Source organism: Ulvibacterium marinum (assembly GCF_003626755.1).
Classification (GTDB): domain Bacteria; phylum Bacteroidota; class Bacteroidia; order Flavobacteriales; family Flavobacteriaceae; genus Ulvibacterium; species Ulvibacterium marinum.
This window is the reverse complement of sequence record NZ_RBCJ01000002.1, coordinates 142,250-162,651: the sequence shown is the minus strand read 5'-3', so window position 1 is coordinate 162,651 and position 20,402 is coordinate 142,250. Positions and strand designations below refer to the sequence as shown.

The window sequence follows — 20,402 nt, the reverse complement described above, 5'->3', positions numbered from 1 at the left end:
GAGCTTGTGAGAAGAGAATTTGCCAAAAACTAATTGAAAGAATACACAAAACTTTCAATACGAACGACTTTACATAAATTCCTAGGAGTTTTCCCACCTTCCTTAAAAATACGAAAAGGGTAGCGAATAATTAGAAGCGAGAAAGAGAGAAATCCTAAAATTTGCCTCAGCGAGATGTTCCGTAATTTACCCTATATCGCCAGTAGCTGACCCCGCCCAAAATCAAGGCACCCAATACCATGTGCCAAACATAGTCCGGGGTAATGGCGGCAGCCCCACTTTGGCCATAGCTATGGAGACCGACCAGATAATAATTGACGCCCAAATAGGTCATCATTATACTTCCAATGGCAATTAAGCTAAGAAAGTTGAACAACCACCTGTTGCGGAGCCCAGGTACCAAACGGGTATGGATGACAAAGGCGTAGATCATAATGGATATAAGGGCCCAGGTTTCCTTGGGATCCCAGCCCCAATAACGGCCCCAGCTCTCATTGGCCCATTGACCTCCAAGGAAGTTCCCAATGGTAAGCATAACTAGCCCAACCGTTAGGGCCAACTCGTTTATAATGGTCAATTCCTTTAAGTTGATTTCCATCCGTTTCTTATTCTCCTTTGTGGTGAGTACAATCAACAATAGGCTTACAAGGCCCAAAATGGCCCCTATGAACAATGGACCATAGCTTCCAACAATAACGGCTACATGAATCATTAACCAATAACTGTCCAACACCGGCACCAAATTAGCAATGGAAGGATCTACCCAATTCCAATTGGCTATCATCAACAACATACCTCCTACAAAGGTTGAGGCGGCTATGGTCATATCACTTTTTCTGCCGAACGCCAATCCAATGGCAATGGTAGCCCAAGCTACATAAAGAATGCTTTCATAAGCATCACTCCATGGAGCATGGCCAGAAACGTACCAACGTAAAATCAATCCAGCTGTGTGCCAAAGAAACAGAAGAATAATTGAGCCCATAAGAAAGTAGGTTCCTATTTTCCATATCTCCCGATCCTTAAAAATCCTAAAAATCAATACAAAAAATAATAGAAGGCCTACCGCCAAATATAGCCACCATAATCGGTTAAAAATGTCCAGTTTGTTGTAGATGATTTCAGTATTGATTTTTTTGTCCGGGGGCAATACCTCGCTACCGTGGTTTTTTTGATTCTGTTTAAAGGCAGACAAGAGCTTATCGGCCTCCGTATAGTCGCCAGTTTGCTTTGCCTTTTGTAGGGTCCCCAAATAATACGGAAGGGCATTCTGGATAAAATTTGCATATAAGGAATCGGCTACCTGATATTGGCCTGTTCGATATTCTACTGTAGAAATCCATTTATTATTCTCATCATTCAACAAAGGAAAAATCTTGATAATCTGTCCGCTTAAGGCCTGATTTAGCAAACTCACACGAATATGTGCATCCTTAAAATCCTGTTCAAATTTATCGGGAATATTTGTAGCTGTCGCCTGCATAAGAAATGGTTCCAGTTTGTAACGTCCCTTTTCATCAAAAAAGTCAGTGGCACTAACATAGTCCTGACCTTTGGGCACTCCTATAACCTTCCGAATACTATCATTTTTAGACTTTTTATCCAAGGCAATGAATTCCGTATTGTACCAGGCCACCGGATTTAACATCATGGAAAGGAACACCTGATTGGCATTCATGTCCTTATAAGTATCTTTTAGGCTTAATTTTCGCAGCAGTTCCGAGGAGAAGGTATTGATGGGTTTCATCCTTCCTCCCTCGTCCTGGATGACCAATTTCCCAAATTTTTCCGCATGCTCCTTGGATACGGTAGTAGCCTCTAGAACGGAATCTATCTGTTTTTGGTCAGGTCCAATGTTATGGTTATGCCCATCGTTATCCGAATGTTCCTGCCCTAAGACAGGCATTGCAAATCCCAACAAGACCAGGATGGTCATTGCCGCTTTCTTTACCCTTATTTTTTCCAGGGATTTGGCTAAATCCTTAAAACGGGTCTTACCAAAAAACATAATAGCCAATAAACCAAAATAAAGTAAAAAGTAGCCTATATAGGTAATCCAGGTACCCCATTGATCATGATTTACGGATAGTACGGTACCTTTTTCATCCGGATGGAAACTAGACTGAAAAAATCGATATCCTTTATGGTCCAATACATGGTTCATAAAAATATCATAGTCAAAAGGACGTTCATCCTTAACGGTAATCTTACTCATAAAGGAAGCATATCCTTTTTCTGTACCTGGATATTTCTCGGCGATAAAATCGTTTAATTGTATACTAAACGGAAGTTCATGTACCTTGGAGCCATACCCAAGCATAAAATCGAGTCCGCCTACATTAAATTTTTCCGTAAGATTCGAAGTACCCTTCCCCCCCAACAATTTTTTTTGGACGGTCTCTCCCCCTGCGGAAACCTCAACCACTAGAGCATCCAAAGTAGCTTCAGTAATTTGGGATTCAGGAACCTTAACTACGCCATAAGAACCTTTGACTACAGGTTCCGGAATTACAAATTGCATTCCAGCGGTATTGTAAAGGGAGCGCAATTGTAAGTCCTGTAAACTATCCTTAACCAGCGTTCCTTGCAACTGATCTGCCATTCGGAGAAAGTTACCTTCGAATGGGGAGCTTATTTGGTAGGTACTGTCCGTAACGAAAATATTTATGGCTCCTCCGGTTTCCTTATTCAAAGTGAAAAGTACACCATGTATGCTGGACACCTTACCACTCTCCAAATAGTGTTCATGCCGCTGCCCATCTCCAGCCTCTACAATCTTTAGATATTCCTTGCCATTTTCATCCTCTACCAGCCCTTCCTTGGCCCCATCAATGAAATCCACATATGAAATGGTAAAGGGTTGCCCGTTAAAGTCCATCTCCCAGGGAAGGTTCGATTTTAGGCCCTCTGCGGTAACGATCAAATCGTCTTCAAGGATTTTACGTTTCGGTTCCCCATCAATTTGCCCGTCTACATAAGCCTTAAGGTAGGTCTTGTCCGAATAAAAAACCTTTTCAGTGCTCCCTTCCCGAATGGGCATCATCCCTTCATAACTGACATAACGCGTAATAAATGCCCCAATTATTATCAGTATCCATGAAAGATGAAGAACAAGCACCGGCCACTTTTTCCACTGTAACAGATTGTATTTGAATATATTACCTATGAAATTAATAACAAAGAAGGCCATAATGACCTCAAACCACCATGCGTTGTAAATCCATATTCTAGCAGTCTCTGTGCTATACCAAGTTTCAATAAATGTACCAAAAGCCATGGCCGTTGCAAAAACTAGGAAAAGAACTGCCATTAGACGTGTGGAAAAGAAAATTTCTTTTAGCAATTTTGTCATTTGGCCGAAGGATTTACATTTAAAGAAGGCAAAAATACGGTCTTTTTATGATTTTAAATAGGCAATACCCAATTAAAAGCTTAAACAAAACTGTTAAAGATAAATGAATTAAAGGTGTAATAATATCTCTAAATTTGCGTATGATTTCAATCTCCATATTAGGTACGGGAAATGTCGCCAAACATCTATGGGATACTTTCTCAAAACACAAAGAAATCAAAGTGAACCAGGTAATAGGGCGTAATCTGGATGCAATTGCCTATTACAGGAACAAAACCAAAGCCTCCTCAGATTTCAAATCAATCACGGATTCGGATATTTACATAATAGCGGTAAGCGATGATGCCATTTCCACCGTATCCCAGTTTCTAAAGGACAAAAAGGGACTGGTGATTCATACTTCGGGGAGTGCTCCATTGAACGAATTACCGTCAAACTTAAGAACAGGCGTTTTTTATCCGTTACAAACTTTTACCAAAGGGCAACCTATAGATTTTAAGGAAGTCCCCATTTGTCTGGAAACCAAAGTTGAAGCAGATGGGCAACTATTGCATAAATTGGCCTCGCTCATTTCCAATAGGGTATATTTTGTTGATTCGGAACAACGTAAAAAGCTTCATTTAACTGCCGTTTTTGCAAATAATTTTTCCAATCATATGTTCCATATTGCACATGAAATCTGTGAAAAGAGCAACCTTTCTTTCGATATTTTGAAACCCTTGATTTCCAAGACCGTAAAAAAAATTGAAACGCTTTCGCCCTATGAATCCCAGACCGGACCGGCACGTAGAACGGATAAAGGTACGATGCAAAAACATATCGATTTACTAAAAGAAGAAAACCACAAAGAGATTTACCGATTATTGAGTCGGTCTATACAAGAAACCTATGGAAAAGAACTATAAGGAAATTTTAAAGGATATTACCACGTTTGTCTTTGATGTTGACGGAGTATTTACGGACGGGACACTTTTGGTCACCACTTCCGGAGAAATGCTAAGACAAATGAATGTTAGGGATGGCTACGCCCTTAAGACGGCCATTGATAAAGGGTATAATGTATGCATTATTACAGCAGGTAGCAATGAAGGGGTTCGGGAGCGATTAAAAGGATTGGGGGTAAACCACATTTACATGGGAGCCCATTATAAAGTCGCACCCCTGGAAGAGTATTTAAGAGGACAAGACATAGATCCGGATAATGTACTATATATGGGAGATGATCTGCCAGATATCCCTCCCCTACAAAAGGTGGCCCTTCCCACATGCCCGCAAAATGCAGTACAAGAGGTGAAAGCCATTTGCAAATATGTTTCACACAAAAATGGGGGCAATGGTTGTGTAAGGGACGTTATAGAACAAGTCTTAAAAGTGAAAGGGCATTGGTATAGTCCCATTGAAACCCAAAAGGTCTAAGACCCAATGTTACAGGAAAGGTTAAAGGATTACGCATTAATTTTAGCTTCAGGTTCACCGCGGCGACAACAATTTTTTAGAGAACTAGGGCTGGATTTTGAGATCCGTTTAAGGCCCGTTGAAGAAAAACACCCCGCGCAGCTGAAAGGACCTGAAATTCCCTACTATTTGGCGCAATTAAAAGCAACGGCTTTCAATGGTGAACTAAAGCCAAACGAAATATTAATAACCTCGGATACAGTGGTCTGGCACAACGAAAAATCCTTGGCCAAACCGGTCAATACTGCCGCCGCTTTCGCCATGCTCAAAACACTTTCCGGGGATTGGCACGAAGTTATTACCTCTGTGTGTTTTACAACCACATCCAAACAAAGGATAGTTACGGAGACTACTAGAGTTAAATTCAAAAAGCTTACCGATGAGGAAATCCAGTTTTACGTGAATACCTATGAACCTTTTGATAAAGCTGGAGGTTATGGCATACAGGATTGGATAGGTCTAATAGCTATTAAAAAAATTAAAGGGTCTTATACAAATGTGGTAGGCCTGCCCACTCATTTGGTCTACAAAACGTTAACTGATATGGTGGGTTGATGCTTTTTCGGTAATTTTGAAAAAACTGACGTAATGAAAAAATGGATCAAGTTTGAATTGGCCATAGTGTTATTTGCAATTGTAGTGACCACTATGGATTCATGTAAGGAAAGTGGTGTTGAAGAAAACAAGGACATTGCCTTGAATGAAGGTACGAAAACTACTATTGAAAAGCCCAAAAAGAAACTTTCCCAGGAATTTAAGGAGTATTGGTACTCTGGCCAAGCCGAGATAACCTCCTATGCTTTGCAGCAGCCGCGATATGGACAAATGCGGGACGGGCATGCTGTTTTAGTCTTTGTCACTGAGCCTTTTTCCGCTGATAAACAGGTAAAGGCGGATGCCCACAAGTCAGATAACATCCCCGTGTTAAAACTAAATAGCACAAAGAAATACCTTACCGGGGTGTACCCATATTCCATTATGAGTAGTAGTTTTTATCCCGTTCATGACAATGCACATGCATTGAAGATTACATTTTCTGCACAGGAATGGTGTGGACAAGTCTATGCCCAATTGAACAATAGAGATCAATTTGAAGTAATGTCCCATTCCTATTTTGAATCTGAGGCGGACCAAAACTTGACTCTGGACAAGGTTACTTTGGAAAATGAATTATGGAACAAAATTCGAATCGATCCGAAAGATTTACCTATCGGGGATTTTAAGATTGTACCTTCCATGGAATACATTAGACTCTCCCATAAAGAATTAAAATCCTATAATGCCAATGCTAGTTTGACCGAAAACGGTGAAGAAAGTGAATACCTCATTGTTTATCCAGAATTACAAAGAACACTTAAAATCAAATTTTCTACAGCCTTCCCGTATACCATTGAAGGTTGGACGGAAACCTTCATCAGCGGTTATGGTGAAGGGGCTAAAACCATGACCTCAAAGGCCAAGAGAATCAAATCCATAAAATCGCCCTATTGGCAAAAAAATGGAAATGAGCACGTATCTTTGCGCGATAGTCTAGGGTTATAATCTTCATGGAAAATATCTTTTTTGACTACAGGACGGAATTAATAGCAACCTTGGCTACCTTGGTTGTCCTATTGGTACTGAGGTTTATTTTTGAGAAGGCCATTCGGAAGGTCGGCAAGATCAGTGACCTAAACAGAGCCCGTACCTTACTTATAATCAAGTATGTATCTATTGCCATTACTATTATTGGTGTAGTAGCGTTAACCTTAATATGGGGCGTGAACATAAAAGATCTGGGGCTCATATTTTCTTCGGTTTTCGCCGTAATAGGAGTGGCGCTTTTTGCGCAATGGTCCATCATAAGTAATATTACCGCAGGGGTTATTTTGTTTTTTTCCTTCCCCTACAAAATTGGTGACCGAATAAGAATAATGGATAAGGACATAGCCGATAAAGAAGCAAATTACGAGACCTATCTTATTGAAGATATAAAGGCCTACCATATGTATTTAAGAAAAGACAATGGTGAACTCTTGACCTATCCAAACAATCTTCTCCTCCAAAAAGCCGTGGCACTTATTGATGCCACTAAAGAAATTAAGGGTGAATAGGAAATTTGTTAGTTTGTTAAAGAAGTTCTAAATGTAATTCCATCCCATTTTAATCTTTCTATATTTGGTCGCCGACAAAACCCTTTGATATGCGCCATATTTTGGTATTCTTTGCTGTGCTTCTGCTAAGTCCCTTCAAAGGCCATGTCCAAACCGCTAAAAATACTCCCTCCTCCGAAATTTTTCAATCCCTCCAAAAATTAAATTTTTTGGGATCGGTTTTATATGTCGCGGCACATCCTGATGACGAAAATACCAGGCTTATATCTTATTTTGCCAATGAGAAAAAGGCCAGAACAGCCTATTTGTCACTTACTCGAGGAGATGGCGGACAAAATATGATAGGCCCAGAGCTTAGGGAACTTTTGGGCGTACTCCGTACCCAAGAGCTTTTGGCCGCCCGTCGAATTGATGGTGGGGAGCAAATCTTTTCCCGTGCCAATGATTTCGGGTATTCCAAACATCCGAAGGAAACGCTGAAAATATGGAACGAAAACCAGGTCTTGGCGGATGTGGTCTGGGCCATTCGGAATTTTAAACCCGATGTCATTATCAATCGATTTGATCACAGGACTCCCGGAACTACGCATGGCCACCATACTTCATCTGCCCTATTAAGTGTAGAGGCATTTGATTTAACGGGAGACCCTAAAGAATATCCTGAACAGCTTACCTATACGGAGACTTGGCAACCCAAAAGGTTGTTCTTTAATACATTTTGGTGGTTCTATGGAAGTAGGGAGAACTTTGAAAAAGCGGATAAATCCAAGATGCTGACCGCGGACATTGGCACCTATTATCCCGTTTTGGGCGTTTCTAACAATGAAATAGCGTCCCGATCTAGAAGTCAACATAGATCCCAAGGATTTGGAACATTGTCCGTCCGGGGATCAGAAAACGAATACCTTGAACTCATAAAGGGAACGCTACCCAAGGATAAGACCAATATTTTTGAAGGGGTGGATACAAGTTGGTCACGTCTAGAAGGTGGAGCAGCCATTGGTGCCATCCTGACCCAAGTAGAAAAGACCTTTAATTTTATGGACCCAGCGGAACATATTGATGAGCTTTTACAGGCTTATGAATTGATTAAGGAACTTAAGGACGATCACTGGCGGGAAATTAAGTCCAAAGAGATCAAGAAGCTTATTCTGGACGTAACAGGGCTTTATCTTGAGGCTTCGGCCGCTGAATCTTATACAAATCCCGGAGAGTCGGTTGAAATAGATATAGAGGCTATTAACCGAAGTAAGGTGGATGTAGTGCTGAAATCGGTCTTATTGTCCGGTAAAATGACGGACGAAAAAGACATCGCCCTAAAGGAAAATCAAAAATTTAATCTTACGCTTAATCTTGAAGTTCCTAAAAATACGGCCTATACAAGTCCCTACTGGCTAAATAAAAAAGGTAGCCTGGGTATGTATTCCGTGGAAAAACAAGAATGGATCGGAAAGCCGGAAACCCCCAAGCCCTTTGAAGCCCAATTTGTACTCGATTTCAATGGAAATTCAATATCCTTCAAAAAGCCTGTGGTACATCGCTATTCGGAAAGGGATAAAGGGGAACTCTATCGCCCCTTTGAAATTTTGCCCAAAGCTACGGCACGTTTCGATGATAAGGTTTTGATCTTTGCCAATGCCGAACCTAAGAAGATTCCAATTACCGTAAAGGCGCATGCTGATAGTGTTGAGGGGAAGGTTCAGCTTTGCTTTTCCAAGGGCTGGACGGTAGAACAAGAAATAAAGTCCTTCAAAATAGCAAAGAAAGGAGACGAACAGACATTGATCTTTTCAATGATACCGCCCTCTTATGAGGATGAAAGTTACATCACGCCTTTGGTCAAAATCAATGGAAGTGAAATTTCGAAAGAATTGGTTACTATTTCCTATGACCATATTCCTACTCAATCCGTACTGCTGCCATCGGAAGCCAAAGTAGTTCGGTTAAACATTCAAAAAACAGGGGAAAATATCGGTTACATTATGGGAGCTGGGGACAAGGTCCCGGAGAGTTTGGAGCAGATCGGGTATACCGTTCATCTTGTGGATCCAAAGGATATTACCCCTGAGAACTTAAAAAAATTCGATGCTTTAGTGGTAGGTATCAGGGCTTATAATGTTGTGGACGAATTAAAGTTTAAACAACGATACCTATTGGATTACACCAAAAATGGTGGAAACCTTATTGTTCAATATAATACTTCAGGTAGATGGGACTCTCAATTCCCTAATATTGCCCCCTACCCTATTACACTATCCCGTGATAGGGTTACCGACGAAAATTCCAATGTAGAGATTTTGGCCAAGAATCACCCTATAGTAAATTTTCCCAACGCCATTACCCATGAGGATTTTAACGGATGGGTACAAGAACGTGGGCTTTACTTTCCCAATAAATGGTCCGGAGAGTTTACCCCGATTTTGTCCATGAACGATCAGGGTGAACCAAAGACTAACGGCAGCCTTATTGTAGCTCCATATGGAAAGGGCCACTATATTTATACGGGGTTAAGCTTTTTCAGGGAGCTACCGGCCGGAGTTCCCGGTGCCTATAAATTATTCTCGAACATGCTTTCGCTAGGAAAGGAAAAGATCGATACGGATACCCAAGTAAAAGGAAAAGGATAGACAATGCTGGAAAAATTAGTTTGGAAAAAAGAATACTCCTTGGTCTTGATCCTTAATCTGATATATGTTCTTTTCTTTTACTACATAATGACAGCCTTTATCTAAATGGGAGCCTTAGATTGGATTATATTGTCCGGAACTTTATTGTTCATTGTTGCCTATGGGGTTTGGAAAACCAGAGGCAGTTCCAATGTAAACGACTATGTTCGTGGTGGAAACGAGGCCAAATGGTGGACAATAGGTCTTTCCGTAATGGCTACACAGGCTAGTGCCATAACTTTTTTGTCCACTCCGGGGCAAGCCTTCCACGATGGAATGGGTTTTGTACAGTTTTACTTTGGCCTGCCCATCGCTATGGTCATTATCTGTTTGGTCTTTGTTCCTATTTACCACAAGCTAAAGGTTTACACAGCGTATGAGTTTTTGGAAAATCGTTTTGACCTTAAGACCCGAACATTGGCGGCAGTACTTTTTTTGGTGCAACGAGGTCTGGCCGCCGGCATTACTATTTTTGCGCCATCCATAATTTTGTCCGCAGTTCTAGGATGGGACTTGCGAACGCTCAACATCATTATAGGTATATTGGTTATCATTTACACCGTTTCCGGTGGTACAAAGGCTGTTAGTGTTACCCAAAAACAGCAAATGTTCGTGATCATGTTGGGTATGTTCATTACTTTCTTTTTCATTCTTGGATATCTCCCAGCCGATATTTCCTTTAATAAGGCCATGAAAGTGGCAGGTGCTAGTAATAAACTGGAAATTTTGGATTTTAGCCTTGACCCAAAAAGCAGATATACTTTTTGGAGCGGCATAACGGGTGGACTGTTTTTAGCGTTGGCCTATTTTGGCACGGATCAAAGTCAAGTTCAGCGCTATCTATCTGGTAAATCTTTACGTGAAAGTCAGTTAGGGCTTGTCTTTAATGGTATTTTTAAGATTCCAATGCAATTCTTCATTCTTCTTGTAGGTGTTATGGTATTTGTTTTTTATCAATATAACCCTTCACCCTTAAACTTCAATCCCTCTGCCACGCAGGCCGTAATGGAATCGGAATATGCCGAAGATTATAAATTGCTTCAGGAAGGACAGAAGAAACTGGAGGATGAAAAAAGAATGGCTCAAAATAAATTCTCCGTGGCGCTGGAGATAAAGGAATATACGGCGGTCGAGGAAGCCGAACGCCAGATCATGAACATAAATAAAAAAGACAGTACCAATAGAGCTACGGCGCGCGCGCTGATACAGCAGGCCAACAATGATGTAGAGACCAACGATAAGGACTATGTCTTTATTCATTTTATTTTAAACAATCTGCCTACAGGTTTGATCGGTCTTCTCTTGGCTGTTATTCTTTCTGCAGCAATGTCCTCAACCGCCTCGGAGCTCAATGCTTTGGGGACTATTACCGCTTTAGACCTATACAAGCGGAACAAAAATGGTGATTTCAGCCAGAAGCATTATGTTACCGTTTCAAAACTGTTTACACTTCTTTGGGGAATTGTAGCGATTGCCATCGCAAGTATTGCCAACCTTTTTGATAACTTAATCCAATTGGTCAACATTATCGGTTCCATATTTTATGGTAATGTACTGGGTATATTTTTATTGGCTTTTTTCTTAAAATTTGTCAAGGGAAATGCCGTCTTTTTTGCGGCCCTATTAACACAGTTGATTGTTTTTGTCTTATATTATAACCTAATACATATCCACCCATCCGGAGAGGAAAAACTAGGGTATCTATGGTTAAACTTCATCGGATCGGCTTTGGTTATTTCAATCGCCATAATTTTTGAAGCGTTTGATAGGATTTTGAAAGGTCCATCCACAAAGTTACCCTAATCAATGAAGAAGCTTAAAAAATGAAAAGGATTACGATTTCAATTTTCGTTCTGTTGAGTCTATTTTCATGTTCCGAAAAAAAAATCGAAGTTGACCAACGACCCAATATTTTGTTCTGTATCGCCGATGATGCCTCCTTTCCCCATATGGGTGCTTACGGGACAAATTGGGTAAAGACCCCGGCATTCGATAGGGTAGCCAAAGAGGGCCTGCTCTTTATGAACGCCTATACACCGAACGCCAAATGTGCCCCTTCTCGTTCAGCGATTCTTACCGGCCGTAATTCATGGCAGTTGGAGGAAGCTGCCAATCATTGGAACAACTTTCCATTGAAATTTAAAAGTTATGTGGAAGCTCTGGGAGAAAATGGATATACCACAGGGTTTACGGGTAAGGGCTGGGGCCCGGGTAAGGCGGTATCCGCCAGTGGAATACCCCGTGAGCTTACGGGAAAGGCATATAAGGACAAAACAATCAACCCACCGACGACCAAAATCTCCAGAAACGATTATAGTGCAAATTTTGAGGTCTTTTTGGACAGTGCCTCTACCAATACCCCGTGGTGTTTTTGGTATGGGGGTTATGAACCCCATCGTGCCTATGAATATGGAACAGGTATTGGAAAAGGAAAAAAGGAATTATCGGATATCACGGAAGTACCCGCTTTTTGGCCTGATAACGAAATGGTTAGAACCGATATGCTGGACTATGCTTATGAAGTGGAATATTTCGATTTTCATCTGGAAAAAATAATTGCCACTTTGGAGGCCAATGGCCAATTGGAGAATACGATTATTGTAGTCACTGCGGACAATGGAATGCCCTTTCCTCGCATAAAAGGACAGGAATATGAGCTTTCTAACCATTTGCCGTTGGCTATTATGTGGCCCAAAGGAATCAAAAATCCAGGAAGGATAGTTCAAGAGTATGTTAGTTTCATTGACTTCGCACCTACCTTTATCGAAATCGCCGGATTGGAATGGGAAAAGACTCAAATGGCCCCTACCCCAGGAAAAAGTCTGACCGATGTTTTTGGCGACTCAAAAAGTAATACGGATAGGGATTTTGTTGTTTTTGGGAAGGAACGCCATGATGTAGGCAGACCCAAGGACCAAGGTTACCCTATTCGTGGAATCGTAAAGGAAGAGTATTTATATGTCAAAAATTTTGAGCCGACACGATGGCCTGCAGGAAATCCGGAGACAGGATATCTCAATACGGATGGTTCTCCCACAAAAACGGTAATTCTTGATCTAAGGCGGAATGGAGAAAACGCCGAATATTGGCAGATGAACTTTGGAAAAAGGCCCGAAGAGGAACTTTACCAAATAGGGAAAGACCCTTTATGTATGGATAATTTGGCTGATATGGATGAAATGAAATCCATAAAAACAGAGCTTTCAGAACTGCTATTCACAACGTTGGAAACCCAACAAGATCCACGTGTTTTGGGAAATGGTGAAGTTTTTGAAAGTTATCCCTATATAGGTAAGGAAAGTAATTTCTACGAGAGATTCATGAATGGTGAGGAAATGAACACAGGTTGGGTTAATGATACCGATTTTGAAAAGGAAAAACTGGATTAGAATCCAACGAATTATGCAGAAATATAATTTAAAATGGGTTTTGATATATGCTCTTCTTTTTTTAGGATGTAAACATCATAATAGCCCGGAAGCTAAACCTCAAGAAACCTCAAAACCGAATATCATTTATATTTTGGCCGATGATTTGGGGTATGGTGATCTCAGCGTCTACGGCCAAAAAAAGTTCCGAACCCCAAATATTGATAAGCTTGCGGAACAAGGACTATTGTTTACGCAACACTATTCCGGAAGTACCGTCTGCGCACCTTCTAGATCTGCATTGATGACCGGGATGCATACAGGCCATACACCCATACGAGGCAACAAGAGTAATACGGAAGAAGGTCAGTTCCCCATAAAAGCAGGGGCCTTGACCGTGGCCGAAGTACTAAAAAAAGCAGGGTATACCACAGGAGCTTTTGGAAAATGGGGGCTTGGTTTTATCGGTACGGAAGGAGATCCCAATAAACAGGGTTTTGATAAGTTTTATGGTTACAATTGTCAAGGACAGGCGCATCGCTATTATCCTACCCATTTATGGGATAACCAGCAAAAAGTAGTTTTGGAAGGTAATGACACCAAGAATACGATGGTATACGCCCCAGATTTAATCCATAAGAAAGCCTTGGATTTTATAAAAAACAATGCCGAACGACCCTTCTTTTTGTATGCGCCCTCTGTAATTCCACATGCAGAATTAATTGTGCCCAAAGATTCGATTTGGAACAGATTTGAAAATACGTATGAAGAAAAGCCATGGGGAAATGATAAAAGCACGAACCGAAGAAGGAAAGGGAACGACTATGGCGCGGATAATTACCATCCCAAAGGCTACGCCTCCCAGGAAAAGCCGAGAGCCACTTTTGCAGCCATGGTGTCCCGCCTGGACAAACAGGTGGGCGAAATAGTACAACTCCTAGAGCAGCTCAGGATTTCAGAAAATACATTGGTCATTTTTACAAGTGATAATGGGCCGCATATGGAAGGTGGTGCCGACCCCGATTTTTTTAATAGTTCCGGAATCGTTCGAGGACGGAAAAGGGATTTATATGAAGGTGGTATTCGGGTGCCCATGATAGTCAAATGGCCCAGTACCATTAAACCAAATCGAAAGACCGATCATATATCGGCCTTTTGGGATATCTTGCCCACATTGGCGGAATTGGCAGGTGCGGAGATTCCAAAAGACATTGATGGCATTTCTATGGTTCCCACAATAAAAGGTACCAATAATCAACCGAAGCACAAACACCTATACTGGGAGTTTCATGAACAAAATGGAAAGCAGGCTATAAGATTTGGTGATTGGAAAGGAATTCGATTGAATGTTTATGATAACCCTAAAGCCCCAATAGAATTATATGACCTATCAAAGGATATCAAAGAATTGAATAATGTGGCCGATGAAAATCCTGAAATTGTGGCCCAGATCGAGACTTTAATGGAAACCTCAAGAACCGACAATCCCGATTTTCCTTTTAAAGGAAACTGACTTTTGAAATAAATCGGCGGAAAAGGATTCATGTAAACGTAATAATCTGGTATACTTTTTCTTTTTTTACTGCTACGTTGAGCTTAGTTTCCGCTGCGAAGAACAGCAAAAAAAGCTTAAGGGCACCAAAGAAAGTGCTGTTCTTCTTTAAAGCAAGGGTAAATAGCCAATGTTAAGAATTAAGTTTTGAGACCTATAGAACTAGAAGATGGTTTATAATTGTGCAAATAGCAAAGCTTCACTCCGTATATATCTTAACTTGTTATTTTTACTAACTCTTCAATATGGTTGTTTGGATAGCGATACCAGTACGGACACGCCAACAAAACCGCCGAACATTTTATTCGTAATCAGCGATGATCAATCGTACTTCCACACGAGTTTTGCTGGAAGCTCATTTGTAAAGACTCCCGGCTTTGACCGTATTGCCAGGGAAGGTATATATTTTACAAATTGCTATGCCGGATCCCCCGGCTGTGCACCTTCCCGTAGCGCACTGATTACAGGCAGACACCATTGGCAAAATGAACAGTCCGGACAGCATGCTTCCTCGTGGCTAAAAAAATATGTGCCCTTTATTGATGAATTGGAAGTTGCCGGTTATCAAATAGGCAGAACGGGTAAGGGAGTGGGACCATTTCAGTATGCAAGAAACGAGAAGGATTCGTTATGGAGAAAAAACAACGCTGCAGGAATCACTCATTCCAAAATACAATTCGGAAACGGATCTGAACTTCCGCCGACCACTGGTATCTCAAAACTAGATTATTTTGCAAATTTCAAATACTTCATGGATGATGTGAAAAAGGATAAGCCTTTTTTCTTTTGGTTTGGTGGATATGAACCGCATCGTGTATTCGAAAAGGGTTCTTGGAAAAAAATGGGCAAAAAATTATCAGATGTAGATGTGCCCGACTTTTTGCCGGATACCCAAGAGATACGAAGTGATCTATTGGACTATGCTGTGGAAATAGAATGGTTCGACAAACAATTCGTAAAAATGCTGAATTATTTGGAAGCCACGGGAGAGCTGGACAATACAATAATCATCGTTACCTCAGACAATGGAATGGCATTCCCTAGGGCCAAGGCGAATAGTTATGAGTATGGGGCACACGTACCGCTCGCTATACGTTATCCCAAAAATTTCAAAACAGGTGAAACTGTGCATGACTTGATCGGATTTAAGGATTTTGCACCTACTATTTTAGAGGCCGCGCAAGTCCGACCTAAGAAAATGTTGGCAATGACCGGCAAAAGTTTTTTGGAAATTCTAGAATCAAAAAAACATGAACCCACAGAGCTTACTAGAAGATATAGCTATGTGGGAAGGGAACGGCATTCTTCTTCCAGATATGCTAATTGGGGGTATCCCCAACGAGCTATATTTTCTAAGGACTATGTTTTTATTTGGAATCTAAAACCTGATCGATGGCCGGCAGGGGCTCCTCAAAAATATCACTCGAATGATACCACTCGAATACTTCCCAAATATGGTATTGATTCTCAGGGAAAATATATCCCAGATGCTGCCTTTACGGACATTGATGACTGTCCCTCCAAAACATACCTGATTGAAAATTATAAAAATGATAGTATAGCTCACTATTTTCGATTAGCGCATGACAAAAGACCTGAGTTTGAACTCTATGATGTCACGAATGATCCCTCATGTTTGACTGATCTATACGAGAATCCAAATTATAAGAAAACAAGGGAACAGCTTTGGGTATCTCTACAAGGTGAACTCTTGAACTCTAGAGATCCGAGAATGGTGGGTCCGGAAAAAGAGATTTTTGATACGTACAAAAGATATTCACGGATACGTAAATTTCCGAAGCCGTAGTGCATTTCATATTTTATAATAAAAGACAATTAAAAGATTAGTATTGCGAAATTGATTTTTGGTATTATCATTATATCTTGATTTCGGATACATTTGAAAAAGCGGGTTTGACCTTTTTTTAATTGATTGAGCAATTCGACTAAAAACAAACAGGCTATGGCCACAACTAAAAAATCAAGGACATTCAACGTCAATTACCTAAAAACTAACAAATAAGTATTACTAGTGGACCTCCAATGAAAAGTTTAAAACTAGATTCAAAAAAGTTATATGCGGGTGCCGCGCAAGTGGATATCACCCCGACAATAGGATCGCTTATCGGTGTGGGTTTTTTTTCACATTATGCACGATTTATCAATGATCCATTGTTTTCTAAATGTCTGGTCCTGAAACAAGACGGAACTACCTTTGCCCTCGTCATGGTCGATATCTGTATTATACCGTCCAACCTTTTAAATGATATCAAAGAAAAAATTGAATTGGAGACCGGCATTATAAAAGAACATATACTACTCGCTTGCACACATACTCATGGCGGTGGGGATGTAGCCGGGCTTTTAGGTGGAGCTGTTGATATTAACTACCGAAACCAACTACCGGAACGCATTGTAACGTCGGTTGCCCAGGCATTGAAACGCATACAGCGAGCCAAAATTGCCTCGGGGAGTTCTGAGGTTACGGGATATCAGCTTTGCCGAAGATACTTTATGGAGAATGAATACACTCCAATAAATCCGGTTTCCAAAACGACGGATTCCATTAAAACGAATCCCTTCGGGGTAGAAAAGTATATAAAAGGCTCCGCTGCACCTGTAGATTCCGAAATGAATTTTGTGACCATAAAGGGGTTGGACGATACTTGGATATCTATATTGGCCAATTATAGTAGTCATTATGCAGGTGATTGGGACTCTGACACGATTACAGCGGATTTCTACGGAACCTTTGCCCAGCATTTGTCCCAAAACATGGACGCTCCTAAGAAATTTGTTGCTATAATGAGTTATGGCACTGGAGGTGATGTTAATACCTGGGATTTCCGTAACCCCAATAAGTTCCCTAAAACCCAATTCGCAAAGACCGAAATGATGGGAAAAGATTTGGCCGAAGGCGTATTGCATAAATTAGAAGATTTGGAATGGAATGAAAATCCTAACCTTAATGTTGCTTATAAAGAATTGAAGCTTAAAATAAGGAAACCTACAAAAGAAGAACTAGAGAAAGCCAAAGAACTGTTTTCGAAACATAGTTTTAATAATTTGAGAGTAGATGACCATGGCATGGGTATGGTCTATGCCAGAGAGCAAATATTATTGAACGAATATCCGGATACCCACACCGCTGCCATTCAAGCAGTAAAACTAGGGGGTCAGATTTTCGGGGCAATGGGCGGCGAATTGTTTACAGAAACAGGGCGTTGGCTAAAAAACCAAATCAAGAACGCCAACTATTTTACTATCTGCCTCGCCAATACCTACGACGGCTATGTACCTCCAACACAAGAACTTGAGAGGGGGGGGTATGAAACATGGCGGGCAAGAAGTAGTTTTTTAGATGGTGAAGCAGAGGAAGCCTTAAAAACTACAATGGTTTCTTTGGTAAACACATTTGAAAAGTAAAATCACTTGTTTAAAAAAATGCACCATGTTAAAAGTAAGTCAACTATTCATTTACCCTATAAAATCCTTGGCCGGTACTTCTACTAATTCTGCAGAAGTCACAAAAAAAGGATTTAAATATGATCGTAGGTTTATGTTGGTAGATGAGGATTATCGTTTTTTGACTATTCGTGAATTTCCAAAAATGACCCGTATACACCCAATTTTGCAAAAGGAAGGCCTTAGGGTAAAATCATTGGACACAGAAATCAAGGACCTGTTCATCCCTTTTGAAGATATCCAGAAAGAAATCAAAAAAGTAGTGATTTGGAACGCAGAGGTAGAAGCCCATAGTATCTCTCAACAAATCGATTCTTGGTTTAGCGATGTTCTTGGCTCAAATGTAAAATTGGTTTATATGCCAGAAAATAGCATGCGGCCGGTAGATACCAACTCTGGCTTCAAACCTCTTGATAAGTTCGTATCCTTTGCCGATGCCTATCCCTTTATGATGATAGGGGAAGCATCCGTCCAGGATCTAAACGATCGTTATAAGGGCAATCAAAGATTTACAGTTAAGCGTTTTCGCCCCAATATTGTTTTTTCAGGGGGTTATCCAAATCAAGAGGACGAGATTGAGGATTTTACTATCAGCGGGATACAATTCACAGGTTTGGAAAATTGTGCGAGATGTACCATTCCAACTGTAAATCCAGAAACCGGAGAAGTTGATGAAAACACGGAACCCCTTACTACCTTATCAAAATATCGGTTGCAAAACAAAAAAATAAATTTTGGGAGAAATCTGGTGCATTCGGGTATGGGAACAGTATATGTCGGTGACGAACTTTTTCTAGGTTGATTTTGGAACTGTATGATTTCCACAATCATGGTGAATTAACATTAATCAGGAATCTTTTTTACTTAGTTATCCCTCATCAAGTACAGCCAATCCATTTTGAGAAAAGAATTTTCGATTGCTAAAGGTTTTGTCTCTAGAATTTTTAAAAATTTAAGGCTTGGAAACCATTGGTTTCTCCAGTTTTTTTCGATAAACCGTAGGTGTACAGCCTTTTATGGCTTTAAAATGTCTATTAAAGTTAGATAAGTTTTCGAAACCGGACTCATAGGCTATTTGTGAAATATTACTATTTGGTTCCGCTAACAGGCGACAGGCGTACCCGATACGTAATTTTAATAAATAGCTTTTAAATGGCATGCGGTACATTTTTTTAAACGCCAGAAAAAATTGGGTATTGGACATATTGGCGATTTCCAATACATCACGTAATTTAATATCCTCCTTAAAGTTTTTTAGAATAAACTCCACCACGTCCCGCATAGGGCCACTTTCGGACATATGATCTGTTTCCCTGAAGACTGGGCTACAAATGAATTCGTATTCCTCCGTAGTAGCCAGTATCTCAAATATGGAAAATAGGGAATAAAAACGCTGCGTAGGGTTCATGTGTTGCATCGCCAAAATAATGTCAACAAGATTTTTTTTTGTTTTTCCAAAGAATCTGCATCCCCTGGAAGCATGGGAAAAAAATGCCTTAAGCCCTCTATTTTCCGGTAAATCAAAGAACTGCCTCCCAATAAACCCTTCTAAAAATTGAATAACGTACCCTTTTCCAGTAAATGTTCCATCGGCCTTGTTGTACACTGTGTCACAACGCCAAACATGAGGTAAATAAGAACCTAAAAAGACGAGATCACCCTTCTTGAATTCGCTAATATTGTCTCCCACAATTCGAACCCCGCTACCCTTTTTAATATATACCAGTTCGTACTCAGGATGATGATGATAGATGCTAAAAGCCCTTTCCTCTACATGGTAAATAAAAGATTGATTGGATTCCTTGAACAATCGAATTTCGGTTGTTTCCATTCTTAATTTTTATTCATATTGATACTCTTCTTCAAATTTTTCATATGAAACTGACCTTTTTCATAGCTAAATATAATTATTTGTATTAGATTATCGGTTTTTGCTATTATTAAATTCGAAGTCTTACGAATACATTTGAAAGAAACCCCTACAAAATTGCCATGATAATTGAGTTTTATTCGACTTTTTTACAAAATTTAAAAAAACACCATAAATAGAATTACTATGGACAAGATAAAAATCACCCATCCTCAACGAGATTCCGATTTTGTGACAGGGGCATACTCCGATGGGGTGGCCTACAATGGAATGCTATTTTTAAGTGGACAAGCCTCGGTAGATTTTGCTACTTCCAAATTTGTACTGGGAAGTATTGAAGAGGAGACCAGGCGGACGTTGGATAATATTAAGGCCATTGTGGAAACAGCCGGTGGAACTATGGACGATGCACTAAAGAGCACCGTACATCTAAAAGACATCAAGGACTTTAACAAATTCAACGAGGTGTATGCAACCTATTTTACTGGCATAAAACCGGCCCGGACCACGGTACAATCTGTTTTGGGAGAGAATATTAAGGTTGAAATTGATATCGTTTTCAAATTACCGAATGGTTAATA

At 40.4% G+C, this 20,402-nt stretch carries 15 protein-coding genes; 13 read left to right on the top strand and 2 right to left on the bottom strand.

What is annotated here, in order from left to right:
• Window positions 1-166: 166 nt before the first annotated feature.
• On the bottom strand, window positions 167-3,352 hold the full coding sequence (ccsA, locus tag D7Z94_RS07850; RefSeq protein ID WP_120711025.1) for a cytochrome c biogenesis protein CcsA: 3,186 nt from the start codon (window positions 3,350-3,352) through the stop codon (window positions 167-169).
• A gap of 140 nt (window positions 3,353-3,492) precedes the next feature.
• Between ccsA and D7Z94_RS07845 the strand changes: the two genes are divergently transcribed.
• The 12 genes from D7Z94_RS07845 (at window position 3,493) to D7Z94_RS07790 (ending at window position 18,753) form a co-directional block, all read left to right on the top strand.
• Entirely contained in the window at window positions 3,493-4,257 is a 765-nt protein-coding gene (locus tag D7Z94_RS07845) for a Rossmann-like and DUF2520 domain-containing protein (RefSeq protein ID WP_120711024.1), read from the top strand.
• Window positions 4,241-4,768 carry a KdsC family phosphatase gene (locus tag D7Z94_RS07840; RefSeq protein WP_120711023.1) on the top strand — a complete coding sequence of 176 codons (528 nt, stop codon included), beginning with the start codon at window positions 4,241-4,243 and terminating at the stop codon, window positions 4,766-4,768. Before D7Z94_RS07845 ends, D7Z94_RS07840 begins: the two co-directional genes overlap by 17 nt.
• Before the next feature lie 6 nt (window positions 4,769-4,774).
• Window positions 4,775-5,362, top strand: a complete 588-nt coding sequence (locus D7Z94_RS07835; RefSeq protein ID WP_120711022.1) for a Maf-like protein — start codon at window positions 4,775-4,777, stop codon at window positions 5,360-5,362.
• 33 nt (window positions 5,363-5,395) lie between these two features.
• Window positions 5,396-6,349, top strand: a complete 954-nt coding sequence (locus D7Z94_RS07830) for a septum formation inhibitor Maf (protein WP_120711021.1) — start codon at window positions 5,396-5,398, stop codon at window positions 6,347-6,349.
• A 5-nt stretch (window positions 6,350-6,354) separates the two neighbouring features.
• A complete protein-coding gene (locus D7Z94_RS07825; protein WP_120711020.1) occupies window positions 6,355-6,900 on the top strand; it encodes a mechanosensitive ion channel domain-containing protein in 546 nt (181 codons plus the stop codon).
• 89 nt (window positions 6,901-6,989) lie between these two features.
• The gene (locus D7Z94_RS07820) at window positions 6,990-9,527 is read left to right on the top strand and encodes a PIG-L family deacetylase (RefSeq protein WP_120711019.1); all 2,538 of its coding nucleotides are present in this window, start codon (window positions 6,990-6,992) and stop codon (window positions 9,525-9,527) included.
• Between the two features lie 105 nt (window positions 9,528-9,632).
• A complete protein-coding gene (locus tag D7Z94_RS07815) occupies window positions 9,633-11,369 on the top strand; it encodes a sodium:solute symporter (RefSeq protein ID WP_120711018.1) in 1,737 nt (578 codons plus the stop codon).
• A 20-nt stretch (window positions 11,370-11,389) separates the two neighbouring features.
• Complete coding sequence (locus D7Z94_RS07810; RefSeq protein ID WP_120711017.1) at window positions 11,390-12,955, top strand: sulfatase family protein; 1,566 nt, start codon at window positions 11,390-11,392, stop codon at window positions 12,953-12,955.
• 13 nt (window positions 12,956-12,968) lie between these two features.
• Window positions 12,969-14,447 (top strand): arylsulfatase, encoded by a 1,479-nt coding sequence (locus tag D7Z94_RS07805; RefSeq protein WP_120711016.1) that lies wholly within the window; start codon window positions 12,969-12,971, stop codon window positions 14,445-14,447.
• 292 nt (window positions 14,448-14,739) lie between these two features.
• Window positions 14,740-16,293 (top strand): sulfatase family protein, encoded by a 1,554-nt coding sequence (locus tag D7Z94_RS07800; protein WP_211341766.1) that lies wholly within the window; start codon window positions 14,740-14,742, stop codon window positions 16,291-16,293.
• 236 nt (window positions 16,294-16,529) lie between these two features.
• Window positions 16,530-17,912 carry a hypothetical protein gene (locus D7Z94_RS07795; RefSeq protein ID WP_120711014.1) on the top strand — a complete coding sequence of 461 codons (1,383 nt, stop codon included), beginning with the start codon at window positions 16,530-16,532 and terminating at the stop codon, window positions 17,910-17,912.
• Between the two features lie 25 nt (window positions 17,913-17,937).
• A complete protein-coding gene (locus D7Z94_RS07790; RefSeq protein ID WP_120711013.1) occupies window positions 17,938-18,753 on the top strand; it encodes an MOSC domain-containing protein in 816 nt (271 codons plus the stop codon).
• 150 nt (window positions 18,754-18,903) lie between these two features.
• On the opposite strand, the gene D7Z94_RS07785 is transcribed toward D7Z94_RS07790, so the two are convergent.
• Window positions 18,904-19,782 (bottom strand): AraC family transcriptional regulator, encoded by an 879-nt coding sequence (locus tag D7Z94_RS07785; protein WP_120711012.1) that lies wholly within the window; start codon window positions 19,780-19,782, stop codon window positions 18,904-18,906.
• Window positions 19,783-20,007: 225 nt separating this feature from the next.
• On the opposite strand from D7Z94_RS07785, the gene D7Z94_RS07780 reads away from it, so the two are divergent.
• Window positions 20,008-20,400: a RidA family protein gene (locus D7Z94_RS07780; protein ID WP_120711011.1), complete on the top strand. Its 393-nt coding sequence runs from the start codon at window positions 20,008-20,010 to the stop codon at window positions 20,398-20,400.
• Window positions 20,401-20,402 lie beyond the last annotated feature (2 nt).